General features: G+C 50.3%; 15 protein-coding genes and 1 riboswitch. Of the genes, 11 read left to right on the top strand and 4 right to left on the bottom strand.

Translation table 11 applies throughout. The features are described 5' to 3' along the window. The first annotated feature begins 78 nt into the window (after positions 1 to 78). The 10 genes from BZG13_RS07690 (at position 79) to BZG13_RS07645 (ending at position 11638) form a co-directional block, all read left to right on the top strand. Positions 79 to 930 carry a heme/hemin ABC transporter substrate-binding protein gene (locus BZG13_RS07690; RefSeq protein ID WP_241824787.1) on the top strand — a complete coding sequence of 284 codons (852 nt, stop codon included), beginning with the start codon at positions 79 to 81 and terminating at the stop codon, positions 928 to 930. A gap of 2 nt (positions 931 to 932) precedes the next feature. After that, on the top strand, positions 933 to 1967 hold the full coding sequence (locus tag BZG13_RS07685; RefSeq protein WP_077486197.1) for a FecCD family ABC transporter permease: 1035 nt from the start codon (positions 933 to 935) through the stop codon (positions 1965 to 1967). Beyond that, the gene (locus BZG13_RS07680) at positions 1967 to 2743 is read left to right on the top strand and encodes a heme ABC transporter ATP-binding protein (RefSeq protein ID WP_158011733.1); all 777 of its coding nucleotides are present in this window, start codon (positions 1967 to 1969) and stop codon (positions 2741 to 2743) included. Before BZG13_RS07685 ends, BZG13_RS07680 begins: the two co-directional genes overlap by 1 nt. A gap of 315 nt (positions 2744 to 3058) precedes the next feature. Then, the gene (locus BZG13_RS07675) at positions 3059 to 4063 is read left to right on the top strand and encodes a substrate-binding domain-containing protein (RefSeq protein WP_069361290.1); all 1005 of its coding nucleotides are present in this window, start codon (positions 3059 to 3061) and stop codon (positions 4061 to 4063) included. A 177-nt stretch (positions 4064 to 4240) separates the two neighbouring features. Continuing rightward, a riboswitch (cyclic di-GMP riboswitch) is annotated at positions 4241 to 4342 on the top strand. A 146-nt stretch (positions 4343 to 4488) separates the two neighbouring features. Next, a complete protein-coding gene (locus BZG13_RS07670; protein WP_069361291.1) occupies positions 4489 to 5082 on the top strand; it encodes a TfoX/Sxy family DNA transformation protein in 594 nt (197 codons plus the stop codon). 280 nt (positions 5083 to 5362) lie between these two features. Next, complete coding sequence (gene lpdA / locus BZG13_RS07665) at positions 5363 to 7498, top strand: dihydrolipoyl dehydrogenase (RefSeq protein ID WP_077486195.1); 2136 nt, start codon at positions 5363 to 5365, stop codon at positions 7496 to 7498. 12 nt (positions 7499 to 7510) lie between these two features. Beyond that, positions 7511 to 8665 carry an ABC transporter substrate-binding protein gene (locus BZG13_RS07660; protein WP_077486194.1) on the top strand — a complete coding sequence of 385 codons (1155 nt, stop codon included), beginning with the start codon at positions 7511 to 7513 and terminating at the stop codon, positions 8663 to 8665. Positions 8666 to 8678: 13 nt separating this feature from the next. Then, positions 8679 to 10388, top strand: coding sequence for an ABC transporter permease (locus BZG13_RS07655; protein WP_077486193.1), 1710 nt, complete (start codon positions 8679 to 8681; stop codon positions 10386 to 10388). After that, a complete protein-coding gene (locus BZG13_RS07650; RefSeq protein ID WP_077457931.1) occupies positions 10348 to 11019 on the top strand; it encodes an ATP-binding cassette domain-containing protein in 672 nt (223 codons plus the stop codon). Before BZG13_RS07655 ends, BZG13_RS07650 begins: the two co-directional genes overlap by 41 nt. Continuing rightward, positions 11012 to 11638 (top strand): CDP-alcohol phosphatidyltransferase family protein, encoded by a 627-nt coding sequence (locus tag BZG13_RS07645; RefSeq protein WP_077486192.1) that lies wholly within the window; start codon positions 11012 to 11014, stop codon positions 11636 to 11638. Before BZG13_RS07650 ends, BZG13_RS07645 begins: the two co-directional genes overlap by 8 nt. A gap of 1 nt (position 11639) precedes the next feature. On the opposite strand, the gene punR is transcribed toward BZG13_RS07645, so the two are convergent. After that, the gene (punR, locus tag BZG13_RS07640) at positions 11640 to 12539 is read right to left on the bottom strand and encodes a DNA-binding transcriptional activator PunR (RefSeq protein WP_077486191.1); all 900 of its coding nucleotides are present in this window, start codon (positions 12537 to 12539) and stop codon (positions 11640 to 11642) included. Between the two features lie 106 nt (positions 12540 to 12645). Here punR and punC point away from each other — a divergent pair, with 106 nt between their 5' ends. Next, positions 12646 to 13851, top strand: coding sequence for a purine nucleoside transporter PunC (punC, locus tag BZG13_RS07635; protein ID WP_077486190.1), 1206 nt, complete (start codon positions 12646 to 12648; stop codon positions 13849 to 13851). A 157-nt stretch (positions 13852 to 14008) separates the two neighbouring features. Here punC and BZG13_RS07630 read toward each other — a convergent pair whose 3' ends face one another. From BZG13_RS07630 to BZG13_RS07620, 3 genes are all read right to left on the bottom strand, one after another. Further along, positions 14009 to 14437 carry a VOC family protein gene (locus BZG13_RS07630; RefSeq protein WP_077486189.1) on the bottom strand — a complete coding sequence of 143 codons (429 nt, stop codon included), beginning with the start codon at positions 14435 to 14437 and terminating at the stop codon, positions 14009 to 14011. Between the two features lie 98 nt (positions 14438 to 14535). Next, a complete protein-coding gene (locus tag BZG13_RS07625) occupies positions 14536 to 14829 on the bottom strand; it encodes a hypothetical protein (protein ID WP_077457959.1) in 294 nt (97 codons plus the stop codon). 24 nt (positions 14830 to 14853) lie between these two features. After that, positions 14854 to 15390 carry a lipocalin family protein gene (locus tag BZG13_RS07620; protein WP_077486188.1) on the bottom strand — a complete coding sequence of 179 codons (537 nt, stop codon included), beginning with the start codon at positions 15388 to 15390 and terminating at the stop codon, positions 14854 to 14856. Between the last annotated feature and the right edge of the window lie 80 nt (positions 15391 to 15470).

Here is a 15470-nt window from a genome sequence, read left to right as displayed (position 1 = left end):
TAACACCTATAGTACTGTCAAAACAGGACGTTACTGCTAAGTCATTAAACACTGATAAAGCAAAGATAAGGATTTAACATGGTCGCCGCAGCAAGAGTGATAGCTCTAATCAGTCTTTTCGCATCGCTTAGTATTCATGCTTCACCACGTATCATCAGCGCGGGGGCGAGTGTGACTGACTTGCTCATTGAGCTTGGCGCGCAATCACAGATTGTTGGTATTGATGCCACCAGCCAATTACAAGAGAAGGACATGCCGAGCGTGGGCTATCATCGCCAACTCGCGGCGGAAGGGGTGCTTTCGCTATCCCCCGATCTTTTAATTGGTTCAGAAGAAATGGGCCCAGCACCTGTGTTATCAACACTCCGTGATGCCGGCGTCAAGGTAGTGAGGTTATCGAGCACCCCGACGGTTGCTGCCCTCAAGCAACGCATTCATACCCTGGCGGAGTTAACGGCGACACAAGCGAATGCCGAACCATTGATCAACGCCATGGACGCTCAATTAGCCAAGCTAGAAACCCGAGCGTCTGCGTCAGCACTAAACACATCCACACTCAACGGTCTGTTTCTCTTGGTTCATCWGGGGCGGCCTGCCAGTGTCGCCGGCGCTGATACCACCCCAAATACCTTGATTGACTTACTCGGTGCCACAAACCCTGCGGCTGAATCCGTCACCAGCTATAAGCCGCTTTCACCCGAAGCGCTACTGGGCTTTAACCCGGACTTTATTTTGGTTATGCAACGCTCACTCGATCAGCTTGGTGGTATGCAAGGCCTAGCAGACGCCGTCCCGTTGCTATCAAACACGCGAGCGTATAAAAACAATCGCATCATCGCTGTGGATGGTCGCGTGTTAGTGGGGGGATTGAGTCTTAATACGCTTAAGGAAGCCCTTCGTATTCAAACGGCGTTAACCGGAAACCAATAGTAATGCACGCTTACTTTCGTGAAACCCATCAGCGCCTATTCCCTGCGCTCATCTCAGTTTTGTTCGTTGTCGCGGTAATGTCGATAGCCGTGGGACAGTGGCAGCTCGGATGGCTCGTCAGTTTACAAAGCCTGAGCCCTTGGCAAAGTGATGTCGCACCGCATATCTTGACCATCGTGCAACAAGTCCGCTTACCACGCACCTTATTGTGTTTGTTCGTTGGCGCACTTCTGGCAGTATCTGGCGCATTAATGCAAGGGCTATTTCGTAATCCGCTTGCGGATCCGGGGATCATTGGGGTCTCTGGAGGGGCATCGTTAGGCGGCGCGTTAGGATTGCTACTTTTATCCTGGGGCAGCCTCAACGTCGGTTTTACCCTCTCGGTGCCGCTGTTTGCCTTTTTGGGTGCGCTGGTCGCCACCTTGTTTGTTTATCGTATTGGCACAACATCGATGGGAACATCGGTTACCGTGATGTTATTAGCCGGTATTGCCATTAGTGCCTTGTCGGGTGCGGCGCTCGGGTTAATCAATTACGTTGCTGATAACCAAACATTGCGTGATATCGCCTTGTGGTCAATGGGGTCGCTCACTGGCGCATCGTGGGGACTCATAGCGTTAACGGGCGTTGCAGCCGTTACCCTCACGCTTTTTGCCTATCGCTGCGCTCCGCATATCAACGCCTTATTACTTGGCGAGAACGAAGCTGCGTATCTTGGCATCAATGTTCATCGCCTAAAGCGCTTATTGATCATTGCAACAGCCGCTGGGATGGGCGTGTCGGTCAGTGCCGCAGGATTAATTGGCTTTATTGGCTTGGTTGTACCGCATATTGGCCGCCTATTGGCTGGGCCAGATCATCGCACCCTGATCCCTTTATCGGCGATATTGGGCGCCCTTTTATTGACGCTTGCTGATATTATCGCACGAATCATCGTTGCGCCGGCAGAGCTGCCAGTGGGGATCATCACCGCACTTATGGGGGCACCCTTCTTTTTATGGCTTTTGATCCAACAACGACAAGCAGTGGTGCATTAATGTCTGATATTGCCCTTAATGTTCGTGATTTAAGTTACTCGCTTAACGGACGCCAACTACTTAATCGCATCAATGTTTCCTTTGCTGCAGGCCAATTACATGTGTTGCTCGGGCCAAATGGCGCGGGGAAAAGCACTTTGCTCAAACAAGTGATGAGTGACAGCCATCCATCAGGCCAGGTTGATTTTTGGGCGACGCCCAAAGCCAGATGGCACGGTGAACACTTTGCTAAACAGGTCGCCTTTCTCCCCCAAAGTAGTGGCTTAACCTTTGCGTTTACCGTCAAAGAAGTGGTTCAAATGGGGGCTACGCCGTTACAAGCGAGTCAGGCGCAAGTTGCCGCGCTGGCCGATGAACAGTTACAGCAGTGGGATATCTCCCACCTTGCCAACCGGCCATACCCTATTTTGTCAGGCGGTGAAAAACAGCGAGTCCATATGGCGCGCATTGCTTTGCAGTTGGTCCAAACCGATCCTACGCGGGCCATCATGCTACTCGACGAACCTACATCGGCGCTCGATATTACCCATCAGCATTACACGCTACAACGCTGTCGGTCGCTTGCCGATCAAGGGATGACGGTGATCTTGGTGCTGCATGATCTCAATCTTGCCAGTCGCTACGCGGATCGCCTGTATTTTCTCAAACAAGGAGAGATGGTCTTAACGGGGACCCCTTGGCAGTGTTTTGACAGTGAACAGGTCTCGACGATTTATCAGTATCCGCTTACGGTCATTGAACACCCAGAGCATGCCTGCCCATTGATCGTGACCTAGTGCCTGATTTATTGCTATCAAGGTGGGAGCTTGCCAGCGTCGCCATGAGACTTTTGCATTGATAACCACCTAGCTGGGTCACAAAACCGTCTGTTGATGATCGTTCGCTCATCAGACCAATTGCGACTGAGCAGCAACCTAAGTAAACTGAGACCGCAACCGATTAACTATGAGAATGGATGAAATCGGATTCGTTACCTTCGCAACCGTCTAATGAGCCGGGATTGTGAAAGACATCGCCGCTGCGTTACAGCGGCGTTTTTCTGTAAGGTCGCGAGTAACGATCCCAAGGCTTCACAATATAGAAGAATTAAGATGGCAACGATTAAAGATGTCGCGCGTCTCGCGGGCGTTTCGACCACGACGGTTTCACACGTTATCAATAAGACCCGCTTTGTCGCCGAAAAGACCACCGAAAAGGTGTGGCAAGCGGTTGATGATCTAAACTATGCGCCAAGTGCGGTGGCGCGCAGCTTAAAATGCAATACGACGCGCACGCTTGGCATGTTGGTGACCAAATCGACTAACCCCTTTTTCGCTGAACTGGTTCACGGTGTAGAAGACTACTGCTATGAGCAAGGTTATACCCTGATCTTATGTAATACCGAGGGTAACTTAGAAAAACAGCGTGACTATTTGCGCATGTTGTCAGAAAAACGCGTCGACGGCTTGATTGTGGTGTGCTCGGATCTTAACGAAGACCTCATGCTGCTATTGGAAAAAAAGCGTGACCTGCCCATGGTGGTTATGGACTGGGGGAGTCATCATATCAACACCGACCGCATCGAAGATAACGCTGAATTAGGCGGCTATCTGGCCACCAAACACTTTATTGACAATGGCCATACCCAAATTGGCTGCATTTCCGGTCAAATGGATAAAAATACCTGTAAACAACGACTAGCAGGGTTTTACCGCGCACTGAATGAAGCCAATATAACCGCGAACCCTGACTGGATTGTAGAGGCTGACTTCGAGGCAGACCAGGCCAAAGTCGCTGCACAACAGTTCATTGATATGACCCACCGCCCCACGGGCGTGTTTTGCTTCAACGATATCATGGCGCTTGCGGCAATTAGCACCTTTAACCAAGCTGGGTTGCAGGTACCTGAGGATATGTCTGTCATCGGTTATGACAATATTGATCTCACCGAGTATTACTCACCACCACTCACTACCGTGCACCAACCTAAACGGCGGCTCGGTAAAACCGCCGTTAAACTCTTGCTCGCACGCATTAACGATAATGATACGCAACAGCAAGTATTTGAAATGGATCTCGAGCTCATTAGTCGTGAATCAGTAAAAACGATAAATTAGTGTTTTATAGAAGTTTTTTAAGCCGCCAATGCCTTTGGGTATGGTGGCTTTTTTAGTCTTTCGAGCCAAAAAGAGCCTTTACTTTAACTTATCWATTACAACTTTTTTGAACCAAAATCACATTTTGTATGGTTAGTGAGGGCGACATCACTGTCTAAGTATTATATGCTTATCCCTGTTTGAACAAGGCAAACCATGGCGAAAGCATGGGACGCAAAGCCACCGGCCTACGGACACTGATCAATCGTTTCAGTCAGTCACGGTAGCGGGGTTGCCAGCATCGTCGTTATAAAGCTGAAGATGGTGTCAATGCAATATGAAGTAYCATTATTGATATTTTGATAACTTATTGACAATCCTGCCTGTTTGCCTTGTTACACTGACACATTATTTTTAGGCATTTGCATTCATCGAGATTGTTATTAATGGATAAACCAGCTTTAAAAGACGCGATGCGTTTATTTGCCGATTTTGGCAATATCAAATCCCGATCCATGTTCGGCGGATTTGGCTTATTTTGCGAAGACACCATGTTCGCCCTTGTCGTCAACAACACCCTTCATCTACGCGCCGGCAAAGAAAACGAAACCTTACTTAAGAAGCAGGGACTTACCCCTTACGTTTATAAAAAGCGTGGTTTCCCGGTGGTGACCAAGTACTTTGCCATTCCTGATGCTTGGTGGGACGATCACCAAAAACTCATCAATGAAGCTAAAAGTGCACTCGATGTCGCTATTCGCGATCGTTCGCTGAAAACCGAAACCAGTCCGTCGCGATTAAAAGACCTCCCTAACCTCCGGTTAGCAACAGAAAGAATGCTGAAAAAGGCAGGGATTGACACCCCCGAAACGCTGCAAAAACATGGCGCAGTCAACGCATACAAAGCCTTGGTATCTGCGCACGATAAAGACCTGAGCTTGGAGCTATTATGGTCACTAGAGGGCGCAATTACTGGCAAACACTGGTCAGTTGTCCCTCCTCAACGCCGCCAAGAATTATTACAACATCTAGAAAAATAACCTCTCACAGTCTCCCTTGTATAACGCTCTAATCTTTTCTGTGAGCAATGTTCGCGTTCAACACCGCCTCTCGGCGGTGTCGCCTCGCTTTTCGCTCAAAAAAGCATCAACCACACGTTTTTCACACTCTATTTGAAAGTCTCTCGCGATCGGACAGGTCTGATCCTAGGTACGATTAAGAGCACAGTTTCTTAATGCAACCAAAAAAATCAGCCAGTTAATTAGTCTAAAGCACCTAATGTTATATCTGGGCCCTATTTGCTACCTGACGAGACATAGTATGCCAGTAAAAAAAATCCTGCTTGGTTTAGTGATTGTTGCGCTTATTACCCTGTGGTTTAGTTTTGATCTCAGCCAATGGTTGACGCTTGAAAACGCCAAAGCACAACAAGCGGCATTAAACGATTACATTATCGAAAACGCGACCACCGCAAGTCTGGTGTTTTTTGTCGGCTATGTGGTGATGACAGCATTGTCGCTACCGGGAGCGGCAGTGGCGAGCTTATTGGGCGCAGCACTGTTTGGCTTTTGGTGGGCATTGGTGTTGGTCTCCTTTGCCAGCTCGATTGGCGCCACCCTTGCCTTCTTGGTGAGTCGCTTTATGTTGCGCGACTGGGTCCAAGCCAAATTTGGCATTAAGCTCGATACCATTAATCGTGGTATCGAGAAAGACGGCAGCTTGTATCTGTTAACCCTGCGCCTGATCCCGATTTTCCCGTTTTTTCTGATTAACCTAGTGATGGGGCTAACGTCACTCAAAACCCGCACCTTCTATTGGGTCAGTCAACTCGGGATGTTGCCGGGGACAGCTGTGTACGTGAATGCAGGGACTCAACTCGCCCAAATCGACACACTTGGCGACGTGGTGTCACCCTCGGTGCTTGGCTCTCTCGCATTACTGGGTATCTTCCCACTGCTGGCAAAGTGGGTTATGGCGTGGATCACGCGTCGTAAACGCTATCAAGGTTGGCGCAAACCCCATCAGTTTGATCGCAATATGGTGGTAATTGGTGCCGGCGCAGGTGGACTGGTATCGAGTTATATCGCGGCAGTGGTGAAAGCAAAAGTCACGCTAGTTGAAAAAGGTTCGATGGGAGGTGATTGCCTAAACACCGGGTGTGTCCCCTCTAAAGCGCTGATACGCGCAGCAAAAACCATGCGAGAAATTGGCAAGGCTAAGGCGTTTGGCATTCATACCCAAGCTACAGCGGTTGATTTTCCGGCGGTCATGGCGCGGGTTAAGCAAGTCATTACCCACATTGAGCCCCACGATTCGGTCGAGCGTTACACCAAGCTCGGCGTAGAGTGCGTGCAAGGCGAAGCACACATTGTCTCGCCATGGGAAGTCGAGGTAAATGGCGAACGCCTCACTACCCGCAACATCGTGGTTGCCACAGGCGCACGCCCCATGCTGCCCCCCATTCCTGGTTTGGCAGAGGTCACGCATTACACCTCGGATACGATTTGGTCTCTGACTGAGCTGCCACCACGGTTATTGGTTTTAGGCGGTGGCCCCATTGGCGCGGAATTGGCGCAAAGCTTTTCATGCTTAGGCAGTCAAGTGACGCTCGCGGAAATGGCCGACCAACTTCTCAGCCGCGAAGATAAAGATGCCGCCCAATTGGTTGAACAGGCGTTAGAACGTGACGGCGTCACGGTTTTAACACAGCACAAAGTCAAAGCATTTGAACACAGTGATAATGAGCAAATCGCCTTACTCGATGGGCCTGACGGTGAGAAAACCGTCGCATTTGATGCGGTGCTGGTCGCGTTAGGGCGCAGTGCCAACACCAAAGGATTTGGTCTCGAAAAGCTCGATATTCCAGTGACCGAGCGTGGCACTATTCAAGTCAACGAGTATCTGCAAACCGCCTATCCCAATATTTATGCGGTGGGTGACGTAGCGGGGCCGTTTCAGCTCACCCACGCCAGTGCCCACCAAGCGTGGTATGCCGCCGTGAATGCACTATTCGGTCAATTCAAACGCTTCCGAGCCGATTATTCAGTGATGCCGGCGGCGACTTACACCTCGCCAGAAGTCGCGCGCGTAGGTATCAATGAAAAAGAAGCCAAAGCCAATCAGCAAGAAGTGGAAGTGACCTATTACGGCATTGATGATCTGGATCGCGCGATTGCTGATGGCAATGATCACGGTTTTATTAAGGTGCTGACACCGAAAGGAAAAGATACCATTCTGGGAGTGACTATTGTTGGCAAGCATGCGGGCGACTTGCTCGCGGAGTTTACTCTCGCCATGCGGCACGGGTTAGGACTAAATAAAATTTTGGGCACCGTCCATCCATATCCCACCATGAGTGAAGCGGTGAAGTATACCGCTGGAATGTGGAAACAAGCCCATGCGCCCGAGAAGTTGCTTAACTGGGTCGAAAAATATCATCGTTGGATGCGTCACTAATTGAAAAGGAAGATGACAATGAAACACTGGATAGCGGCGTTAACATTGGCAATTGCGAGTACTGCCAGTTTTACTGCCTCTGCAAGCGCGGAAAACAACAGTTGGGAAAGTATTGAGCAACAAGCCAAAGGCCAAACCGTTTACTTTAACGCATGGGGCGGCAATCAAGAGATCAATGCTTACCTGCGCTGGGCAAGTCGCGAGTTACAACGCGATTATGGTGTCACCCTGAAACATGTCAAAGTGGCGGATATCGCTGAAACCGTCAATCGCCTGCTTGCCGAGAAGACCGCGGGTAAGGATAGCGGCGGCAGCGTCGATATGGTTTGGATTAATGGCGAAAACTTCAAATCAATGAAAGAAAATGATTTGCTGTACGGCCCTTTTGTTAGCAGGCTGCCCAACTGGCAAATTGTCGATAAAAGCTTACCGGTTGAAGAGGACTTCACGGAACCAACAGACGGCCTCGAAGCGCCTTGGGGAGTGGGACAGCTGGTATTTATCCACGATAAGCGCACACTTGCCAACCCGCCTCGCTCGTTTGCTGAATTACTGAGTCTCGCGCAAGCGAACCCAGGTCGAGTGAGTTACCCAAAACCGCCGCAGTTCCATGGCACCAGCTTTTTGAAAGCGGCGCTGCTTGAGCTGACAGATTCGCCCGAAGCCCTTTACCTGCCCGTTGATGAGGTGGACTTTGACGCCGTGACCGCGCCATTATGGCGCTATCTGGACCAATTACATCAAGTGGCCTGGCGCGAAGGCTCACAATTTCCTTCAAGCAGTGCTGAAACCCTACAACTGCTAGACGACGGCGAGCTTCTCGTGGCGATAGCGTTTAACCCCAATGCGGCAAAAGCGGCAGTCGCATCTGGAAAGCTCGCCCCATCAGCGCGTGCGTTTGCCTTTGACCAAGGTGCGCTATCTAACATTCACTTTATGGCGATCCCATACAACGCCAATGCCAAAGCCGGCGCCATGGTCGCTATCAACTTCTTGATGAGCGAAAAGGCACAGCTGCGTAAAGCCGACACCCAAGTATGGGGCGATCCACCGGTCGTTAAATTTTCCGACACCTCCGAGGTCAGTCGCTTTAATACCCAGCCCGAGCCACACCCGAGCTGGCAAACCGCGCTTGAGACTGCGTGGCTGAAACGCTACGGCCAATAGAAACGAGGCTGATATGGCACGTTTGCTGTTTGCCATTACCCTGACGGTATGCTGCCTACCCTTGTTGCCAGGGGTCGGCGGCTTGCTCGCGAGTGCCTTTGCGTTCTTGCCCACCCTGGGGCTGACAGAGGCCAATTTTAGCGGCTGGCACCAAGTCATGGCATGGCCGGGGCTTTGGCAATCGATTGAGCTGACGCTCATCTCGGGGTTAGGCAGTAGCCTGCTCGCGGTGGCATTTAGCTTTATGATTTTACAAGCCGCTTGGCACACGCCCATTTGGCAAAAGATCAGTACGCGCTTGCCTGCGCTACTGGCATTGCCACACGTCGCCTTTGCGATTGGCCTGGTTTTACTGCTTTCCCCCTCGGGTTGGCTGTTTCGCCTGTTAAGTCCCCTTCTCGGTGAGAAACCTGTAACTTGGGCGTTAGTACAAGATCCTTATGTTATCGGGCTCACCTTGGCGCTAACGCTAAAAGAGACACCATTTTTATTATTGATGAGCCTGTCAGTGCTACGGCAAATTGATGTCTCTCGACTAACCATGGTATCAACCAGCCTCGGGTATAACCGCACCGCAACCTGGATAAAAGTCATTCTTCCGCTTTGGCTGGCCAAAATGCGTTTCCCGATTTTTGCCGTCATCGCCTACAGTCTGTCGGTGGTTGATGTGGCGATGATCCTCGGGCCCAATACGCCGCCCACTTATGCGGTATTGGTATGGCAGTGGTTCAATGACCCTGATTTGGCGTTATTGCCCAGAGCCTCAGCTGGGGCATTGTTGTTATTTGCCCTATGTGGCCTAGCGTTATTGCTATTCCGCTTTTTGGCGTGGCTTGGCTGCCAATGTCTCAATCGCTGGCAATACACGGGCCGCCGCCACGCATGGCTGCCTGGCAAGTTACTCTGGTGGCCAGTGTTTATCACTCCCCTTGCGATTATACCTGTGTTGCTGGTGTGGTCATTCGCGCTGCGTTGGTCATTTCCCGATTGGCTGCCCAGTCGATATAGCTTACGGTTTTGGGAACAAGAACTGAGCTATGTGTGGTCATTGGTGGGAAACAGCATTGTTCTGGCGGTGATCAGCGCCAGTGTCGCCTTGCTGTTTGCTATTGGGTGTCTGGAGCGCTCGGTCAATCAGCGACGCTCGGTGCCGAGAGCCGTCATCGCCATTCCATTATTGGTTCCGCAACTCTCTATCTTGTTCGGTATTCAGGTGGCGGTGTACAGCCTCCCCGGCCAATGGCACGTGCCGGCAACCCTTTGGGCTCACATTTTTTTCGCGTTTCCTTATGTGTATCTCGCGCTCGATGGGCCGTGGCAGCAATTTGATATGCGGCTCATGCAAACCGCCAGGAGCCTCGGTGTCAGTGCAACACTGGCATGGTGGCGGATTAAACTGCCGCTGCTTTTGCCTGCGATCATCTTGGCGTGGGCGGTCGGCGCGAGTGTCAGTTTGGCGCAATATCTGCCTACACAGTTGTTGGGCGCGGGACGCATTAATACGCTCACTACCGAGGCAGTTAGCTTATCGAGCGGCCTCGATCGCCGTATTAGTGGTCTGTATGGACTGATGCAAGCGATGCTTCCCCTTATTGTTTTCGCCTTAGCCACCGTGCTTAGCCGTATTGCGGAGCGCCGCCTTTTACCCACATCAACACCGACTTATTCAGGAGCGAAACACCATGACACTGTGTGTCAATCAACTCACCATAAACGCGCCTGAGCAATGCTTGGTGCGTGATTTATCATTCTCGGTCGCCCCGGGAGAAATACTCACCGTAATGGGTCCCAGTGGCTGCGGAAAATCGAGCCTGCTGAGCGTATTGGCAGGACACATTCAACCGCCCATGCATTACAGCGGCCAACTAACCTTAAATGGTGAACCCTTTGATCACTTGCCGCCGGAGCAGCGCCGTATCGGGATTTTGTTTCAAGATGATTTGCTCTTTCCGCATCTCAACGTCTGGCAAAACTTGGCCTTTGCGCTGCCTTCATCGATGAGCAAAGCGCAAAAACGTGATCAGGCCATCGCAACATTAGGGTCTGTCAATTTAGCGGAGTTTGCCGATTATGCCCCCAGCCAGCTCTCCGGCGGGCAGCGCGCGCGGATCAGTGTGTTGCGTGCATTACTCGCCGCGCCCGATGCTATCTTGCTTGATGAACCCTTTAGTAAGCTGGATAAGCCGCTACGACGGGATTTTCGGGCTTTTGTGTTTGAGCAAATCGCGCAGCGCAACATCCCCGCGCTGATTGTGACGCATGATGCCGAGGATATTGCGCACCAGAGCCGCTGTTTAAATTGGCCTAAACGCCCAGCTAGCTCAGTACTGCAAGAGGAAATGCAAAATGCTTGATCGCTATGCCATCACGATAATCCGCTGGCCATTGAAGCAGGCAGCGGTGCAGCTTACAAAATGGAGGGTAAAACCCGATACCGTCACGCTCTCAGGCTTTTTGATTGGCTTGCTGGCGGTGCCCGCTCTGGCGCTACAAGTGTATTGGCTGGCGCTTGTGTTCATTATCATTAACCGACTGTTCGATGGCCTTGATGGCGCGCTCGCCCGCGAGCAAGGACTCACGGACGCAGGGGGCTTTTTAGATATCACCCTCGATTTTATCTTCTACGCTGCCATTCCCTTTGGTTTTGCGCTGGCTGATCCCGCTAGTAACGCCATCGCCGCCAGCTTTCTGCTGTTTTGCTTTATGGGTACAGGCGCAAGCTTTTTAGCGTTTGCGATTATGGCGAGCAAACACCAGATTGATAACCCGGTGTACGCCAATAAGTCGATGTATTACATCGGCGGGATCACCGAAGGCACGGAAACCATCGCCAGCTTTGTGTTGATGTGTCTTTTCCCTACATACATGGCATGGATTGCCGGCGTTTTTGGCGCAGCCTGTTTAATGACGGCAGCAACACGGGTTTGGGCGGGGTATCAAACCTTGCGTACGCTCGATGCGCCGTCCTCCTAGCTTATAACCACTGGTGTTGCAGTTGCTCTTTATCGCCCAAGTAGTCGAGCAGCCAGCGCACCGGTGGTGACTCTTTATCCGAGCGCCATGCAATACAGCACGGACTGCTTAATAACGGCTCTTCAAGGGCAAGCTCCACCAACTCTCCTCGCGCAATCGCGTCTTCTGCCATGTGTGAAGGCATCACACCAATCCCCAGCCCGGCCTTAAAACATTGCATGGCACTGTGCCAATTGGGGACGGTAAGACGGCGCTGATTATCCAATAGCCAGGTAGTACGACGCGGCAAACGGCGCGAAGTATCTTCCAAACATATCGCCGGATACGGCGCGAGCTGATCATTAGCCAGTGGCTGGGCACACTGTACGAGTGGATGCGACGGACTCACCACAAATCGCCAACGCAGGGTGCCCATTTCTCGATAGCGAAACGCGCCGCTCACTGGCACAGCAGCTGTAGCACCAATGGCAATATCGGCTCTATCATCCGCCAGCGCATCCCACACACCATTGAATACTTCCATGGTCAGTAACAGCTCGACATCAGGAAACGCATCATAAAAGTCACGTACCAAGGTATTGACGCTAYCCTCTCTTACGACGTTATCCAGTGCCAATGCGACACTTTGCGTCCAACCATTAGCAACACGTTGGGTTTGCTGGCGAATGGCTTCCATATTCTTAATCATCTCACGTGACTGGGAGACAAAGTACTCGCCCGCGGCGGTCAACCGAACCTGACGATGAAGCCGCTCAAACAGGGTGACGGCCAGCTTGTCTTCAATCTGTCGTACCGTGTAGCTCACCGCACTCGGTACCTTGTGCAATTCGTCAGCCGCCGCAGAGAAACTTCCTCGCCGTGCAACCACGTCAATCACTTGAAAATCTTGGTAAGAAAACATTCACATCAAATATTTTGAAAGCAGTATTCAAATCATAGCGTTTCACAGTATTAATTGTTAGGCATAAACTACTCTTTACATTAATCTTTATATCAAGAGATAAAAAATGAACAAAAATGTGCCATTTATCACGCTGTTTTGGCTAGCAGGGCTCAGTATGCTCGGCTTCTTAGCCACCGACATGTATCTTCCCGCCTTTGAAGCCATRCAAATCGATTTTGCGACCTCGTCGGCCAATATCGGTTTAACCTTGAGCATCTTTTTGCTTGGCATGGCCTGTGGTCAGCTCATTTATGGTCCCCTCTCCGACCGCATTGGCCGTAAGCCTGCGCTGTTAATTGGCTTAAGCCTCTATAGCATTGCGACCGTGGTATGTCTGTTTGCAGATAATATTTATCTGTTACTCGGTGCGCGCCTTGTTCAAGCGTTGGGCGCGTGCAGCGCAATTGTGATTTGGCAAGCCGTGGTCATTGATCGCTATGAGGGAAAACTGGGGCAGAAAGTGTTCGCCACTATCATGCCTTTAGTTGCCTTGTCTCCAGCTCTCGCACCATTATTAGGTGCCTATTTACTCCAGCATTTTGATTGGCGCAGTATTTTTGTGGTTTTATTCGCACTAGGTATTATTTTTGTTGCACTGACCCTTCGTGAGGAAGAAAGCTTAACTAGCCCAGCACAAGATACTAAAATTATTGATAAACTTAAGGGTGACTACCAGCAAGTTTTTAAATCAAAAAAGTTCATCGGAAATATGCTTATCTTTGCCGGTTGCTCGGCCGCTTTCTTTGCCTATTTGACTGGATCGCCGTTTATCATGTCAGCGATGGGCTATACCGAAGCAGACATTGGCCTAAGCTACATCCCACAAACGATCGCGTTTGTTGTCGGCGGGTATGCCTGTCGTTATGCACTGAATAAACTCAAAGATCACAGCATCCTTCCTTGGTTACTGAAACTGTTTGTCGCCAGTGTGGTGGTAATCTTTTTAATTAGCTGGCGCACTGATGTCACTAATATTTGGGTAATCTTGGGGCCATTCTGCTTTTTGGCAGCGGCCAATGGTGCCATTTATCCACTCGTGGTAAACCGAGCCTTAGAAGATTTTAAATCATGTAGCGCGACAGCGGCGGGGCTGCTGAACTTCTTGCAAATGATGATCTGCTTCTTGGCGAGCGCCGTGGTGTCTGCGTTTGCGGCCTCGGGCTTGATCGCCGTCACCACCGTCATGCTGTCCACCTGTGCGGTGGTGATAATTGGCTTTGGCTTGGTCTGGCATGCAAACCGTCAAGCGCAAACGCTAGCAGCCGCGTAATGCAGCTGGCTGTAGAGACTCAAAAGGCGTCTTTCGGGACGCCTTTTTTATCGAACCAACTTTCACTCACACAAATAGGCAACAAGCTCACCTTTGCCAATGGGAAGTACACTCACATCAAGTTCAGGCTGTTGCTAACGCAATAAATCCACGGCCATTAATCCAATACAAGGCTGCCACTATCATCAAACTGCCAACAATCGCCATAAGCGACTTCCCAAAGATAGTTATCCGGATCGGCAAAGTAGCCGCTGTAGCCTCCCCAAAATACGTCTTGTGCAGGTTTAACAATACGACCGCCACACCGCTCTGCCAGCGCCAGTACCTCGTCGACCTCTTCTTTGGAGCGCGTGTTATGCGCCAATGTGATACCACCAAACCCTGTCTCGTTAACGGTGAGTCCGGGTTTGATATCATCGGCTAACGAGTCTGCGGGATATAACGCTAATCGTGTACCTGCGGTACTAAAAAACACGATGCCTTCTTCAGGGTGGCTGTGCGTTGGAAAGCCCAATTGGCGATAAAATTCATAAGAGTGAGAAAGATCCGCAACCCCCAATGTGATGATACTAATTCTTGCTTCCATACCAGTGCTCCTTCGCTTAATCGGTAGGGGCATTGAGTCGCTTTGATATCACACTGTAGCGTGTCAGCCATAAGGTAAGTGTGCGAGTAATCACAGCCTTACAGTGTCGCTAACTCAACATGTCGATTGATGTTTTTGAGTGTGATACCAACAGCAGCAAGGCGACTTTGTATATCATTTAGAGCGACTTGGTAGTCATCACTTCGTTCAAAGCTGGCTAGCGTCTGTCGGTCTTTAAACATCAGCCGCACGATTAAGCTTTGTGGAAAACGCTGATAATTCACCTCATGCGTCAGCCATTCAAATCCCTCCACTTTTTCCATTGTCAATTCACAGACATCTGTCAGCGCTTCTCGAACCGCCTTGTCATATTTCTTATCTGTCTTTCGCATGATGCGTCTCTTCTACTGCTCGATTTATTTGTTTTTGGGGTCCGTGCGGGTGTGATCGACAAAAATCAGCGCTTCAGTGGCAAAACCTCGCTGTTTCGCTTCTGCAATAAATTTATTTTTTACTGACTCCGACACGCTCGGTGTGCGCGATAACAACCACAGGTAATCGTGGTCAGGCCCCGAGATAAAGGCATATTGGTAGTTATCATCCAAATCAAACACCACATATGATCCATAGAAAGGCCCAAAGAACGAAACCTTCAGGTACGCCGTCTTATCATTTTCAACGAAGTACGCCTTACCCTCTGCTTCTTGCCATTTGCCCTCTTCGCGGCTAAAGCCTCGGTTTATCACTTTAACGCCACCGTCTTCACGCAACGAGTAAGTTGCCGTCACATCGGATAAGCCGCGCTCAAACGAGTGATCCAGTCGCGCTACTTCATACCAAGTACCTAAATAGCGGTTAATCTCAAAGTTTGTTACGGGTGTAACCTGTTTTGGCATGCCTAAACACCCAGTTAACATTAAGGATAATAACCCAATCACCCAGCCTCTTTTCATCCTTATTCCCTCTTTAAATCCAACATGATGAGTCTTACTCAGTAACAGGTTTGATCGTTTACATGCTTTGTCAATTTTTG

Source organism: Salinivibrio sp. ML323, from assembly GCF_001995745.1.
Classification (GTDB): domain Bacteria; phylum Pseudomonadota; class Gammaproteobacteria; order Enterobacterales; family Vibrionaceae; genus Salinivibrio; species Salinivibrio kushneri.
This window is presented reverse-complemented; position numbering and strand designations above follow the sequence as displayed.

Excerpts from the sequence above, each read along its gene's own strand:
- BZG13_RS07660 (WP_077486194.1), top strand. The coding sequence starts at position 7,511 with ATGACAATGAAACACTGGATAGCGGCGTTAACATTGGCAATTGCGAGT.
- BZG13_RS07680 (WP_158011733.1), top strand. The coding sequence starts at position 1,967 with ATGTCTGATATTGCCCTTAATGTTCGTGATTTAAGTTACTCGCTTAAC.
- BZG13_RS07645 (WP_077486192.1), top strand. The coding sequence starts at position 11,012 with ATGCTTGATCGCTATGCCATCACGATAATCCGCTGGCCATTGAAGCAG.
- BZG13_RS07630 (WP_077486189.1), bottom strand. The coding sequence starts at position 14,437 with ATGGAAGCAAGAATTAGTATCATCACATTGGGGGTTGCGGATCTTTCT.
- BZG13_RS07655 (WP_077486193.1), top strand. The coding sequence starts at position 8,679 with ATGGCACGTTTGCTGTTTGCCATTACCCTGACGGTATGCTGCCTACCC.
- BZG13_RS07675 (WP_069361290.1), top strand. The coding sequence starts at position 3,059 with ATGGCAACGATTAAAGATGTCGCGCGTCTCGCGGGCGTTTCGACCACG.
- BZG13_RS07670 (WP_069361291.1), top strand. The coding sequence starts at position 4,489 with ATGGATAAACCAGCTTTAAAAGACGCGATGCGTTTATTTGCCGATTTT.
- BZG13_RS07625 (WP_077457959.1), bottom strand. The coding sequence starts at position 14,829 with ATGCGAAAGACAGATAAGAAATATGACAAGGCGGTTCGAGAAGCGCTG.
- BZG13_RS07685 (WP_077486197.1), top strand. The coding sequence starts at position 933 with ATGCACGCTTACTTTCGTGAAACCCATCAGCGCCTATTCCCTGCGCTC.
- lpdA (WP_077486195.1), top strand. The coding sequence starts at position 5,363 with ATGCCAGTAAAAAAAATCCTGCTTGGTTTAGTGATTGTTGCGCTTATT.
- BZG13_RS07620 (WP_077486188.1), bottom strand. The coding sequence starts at position 15,390 with ATGAAAAGAGGCTGGGTGATTGGGTTATTATCCTTAATGTTAACTGGG.
- BZG13_RS07650 (WP_077457931.1), top strand. The coding sequence starts at position 10,348 with ATGACACTGTGTGTCAATCAACTCACCATAAACGCGCCTGAGCAATGC.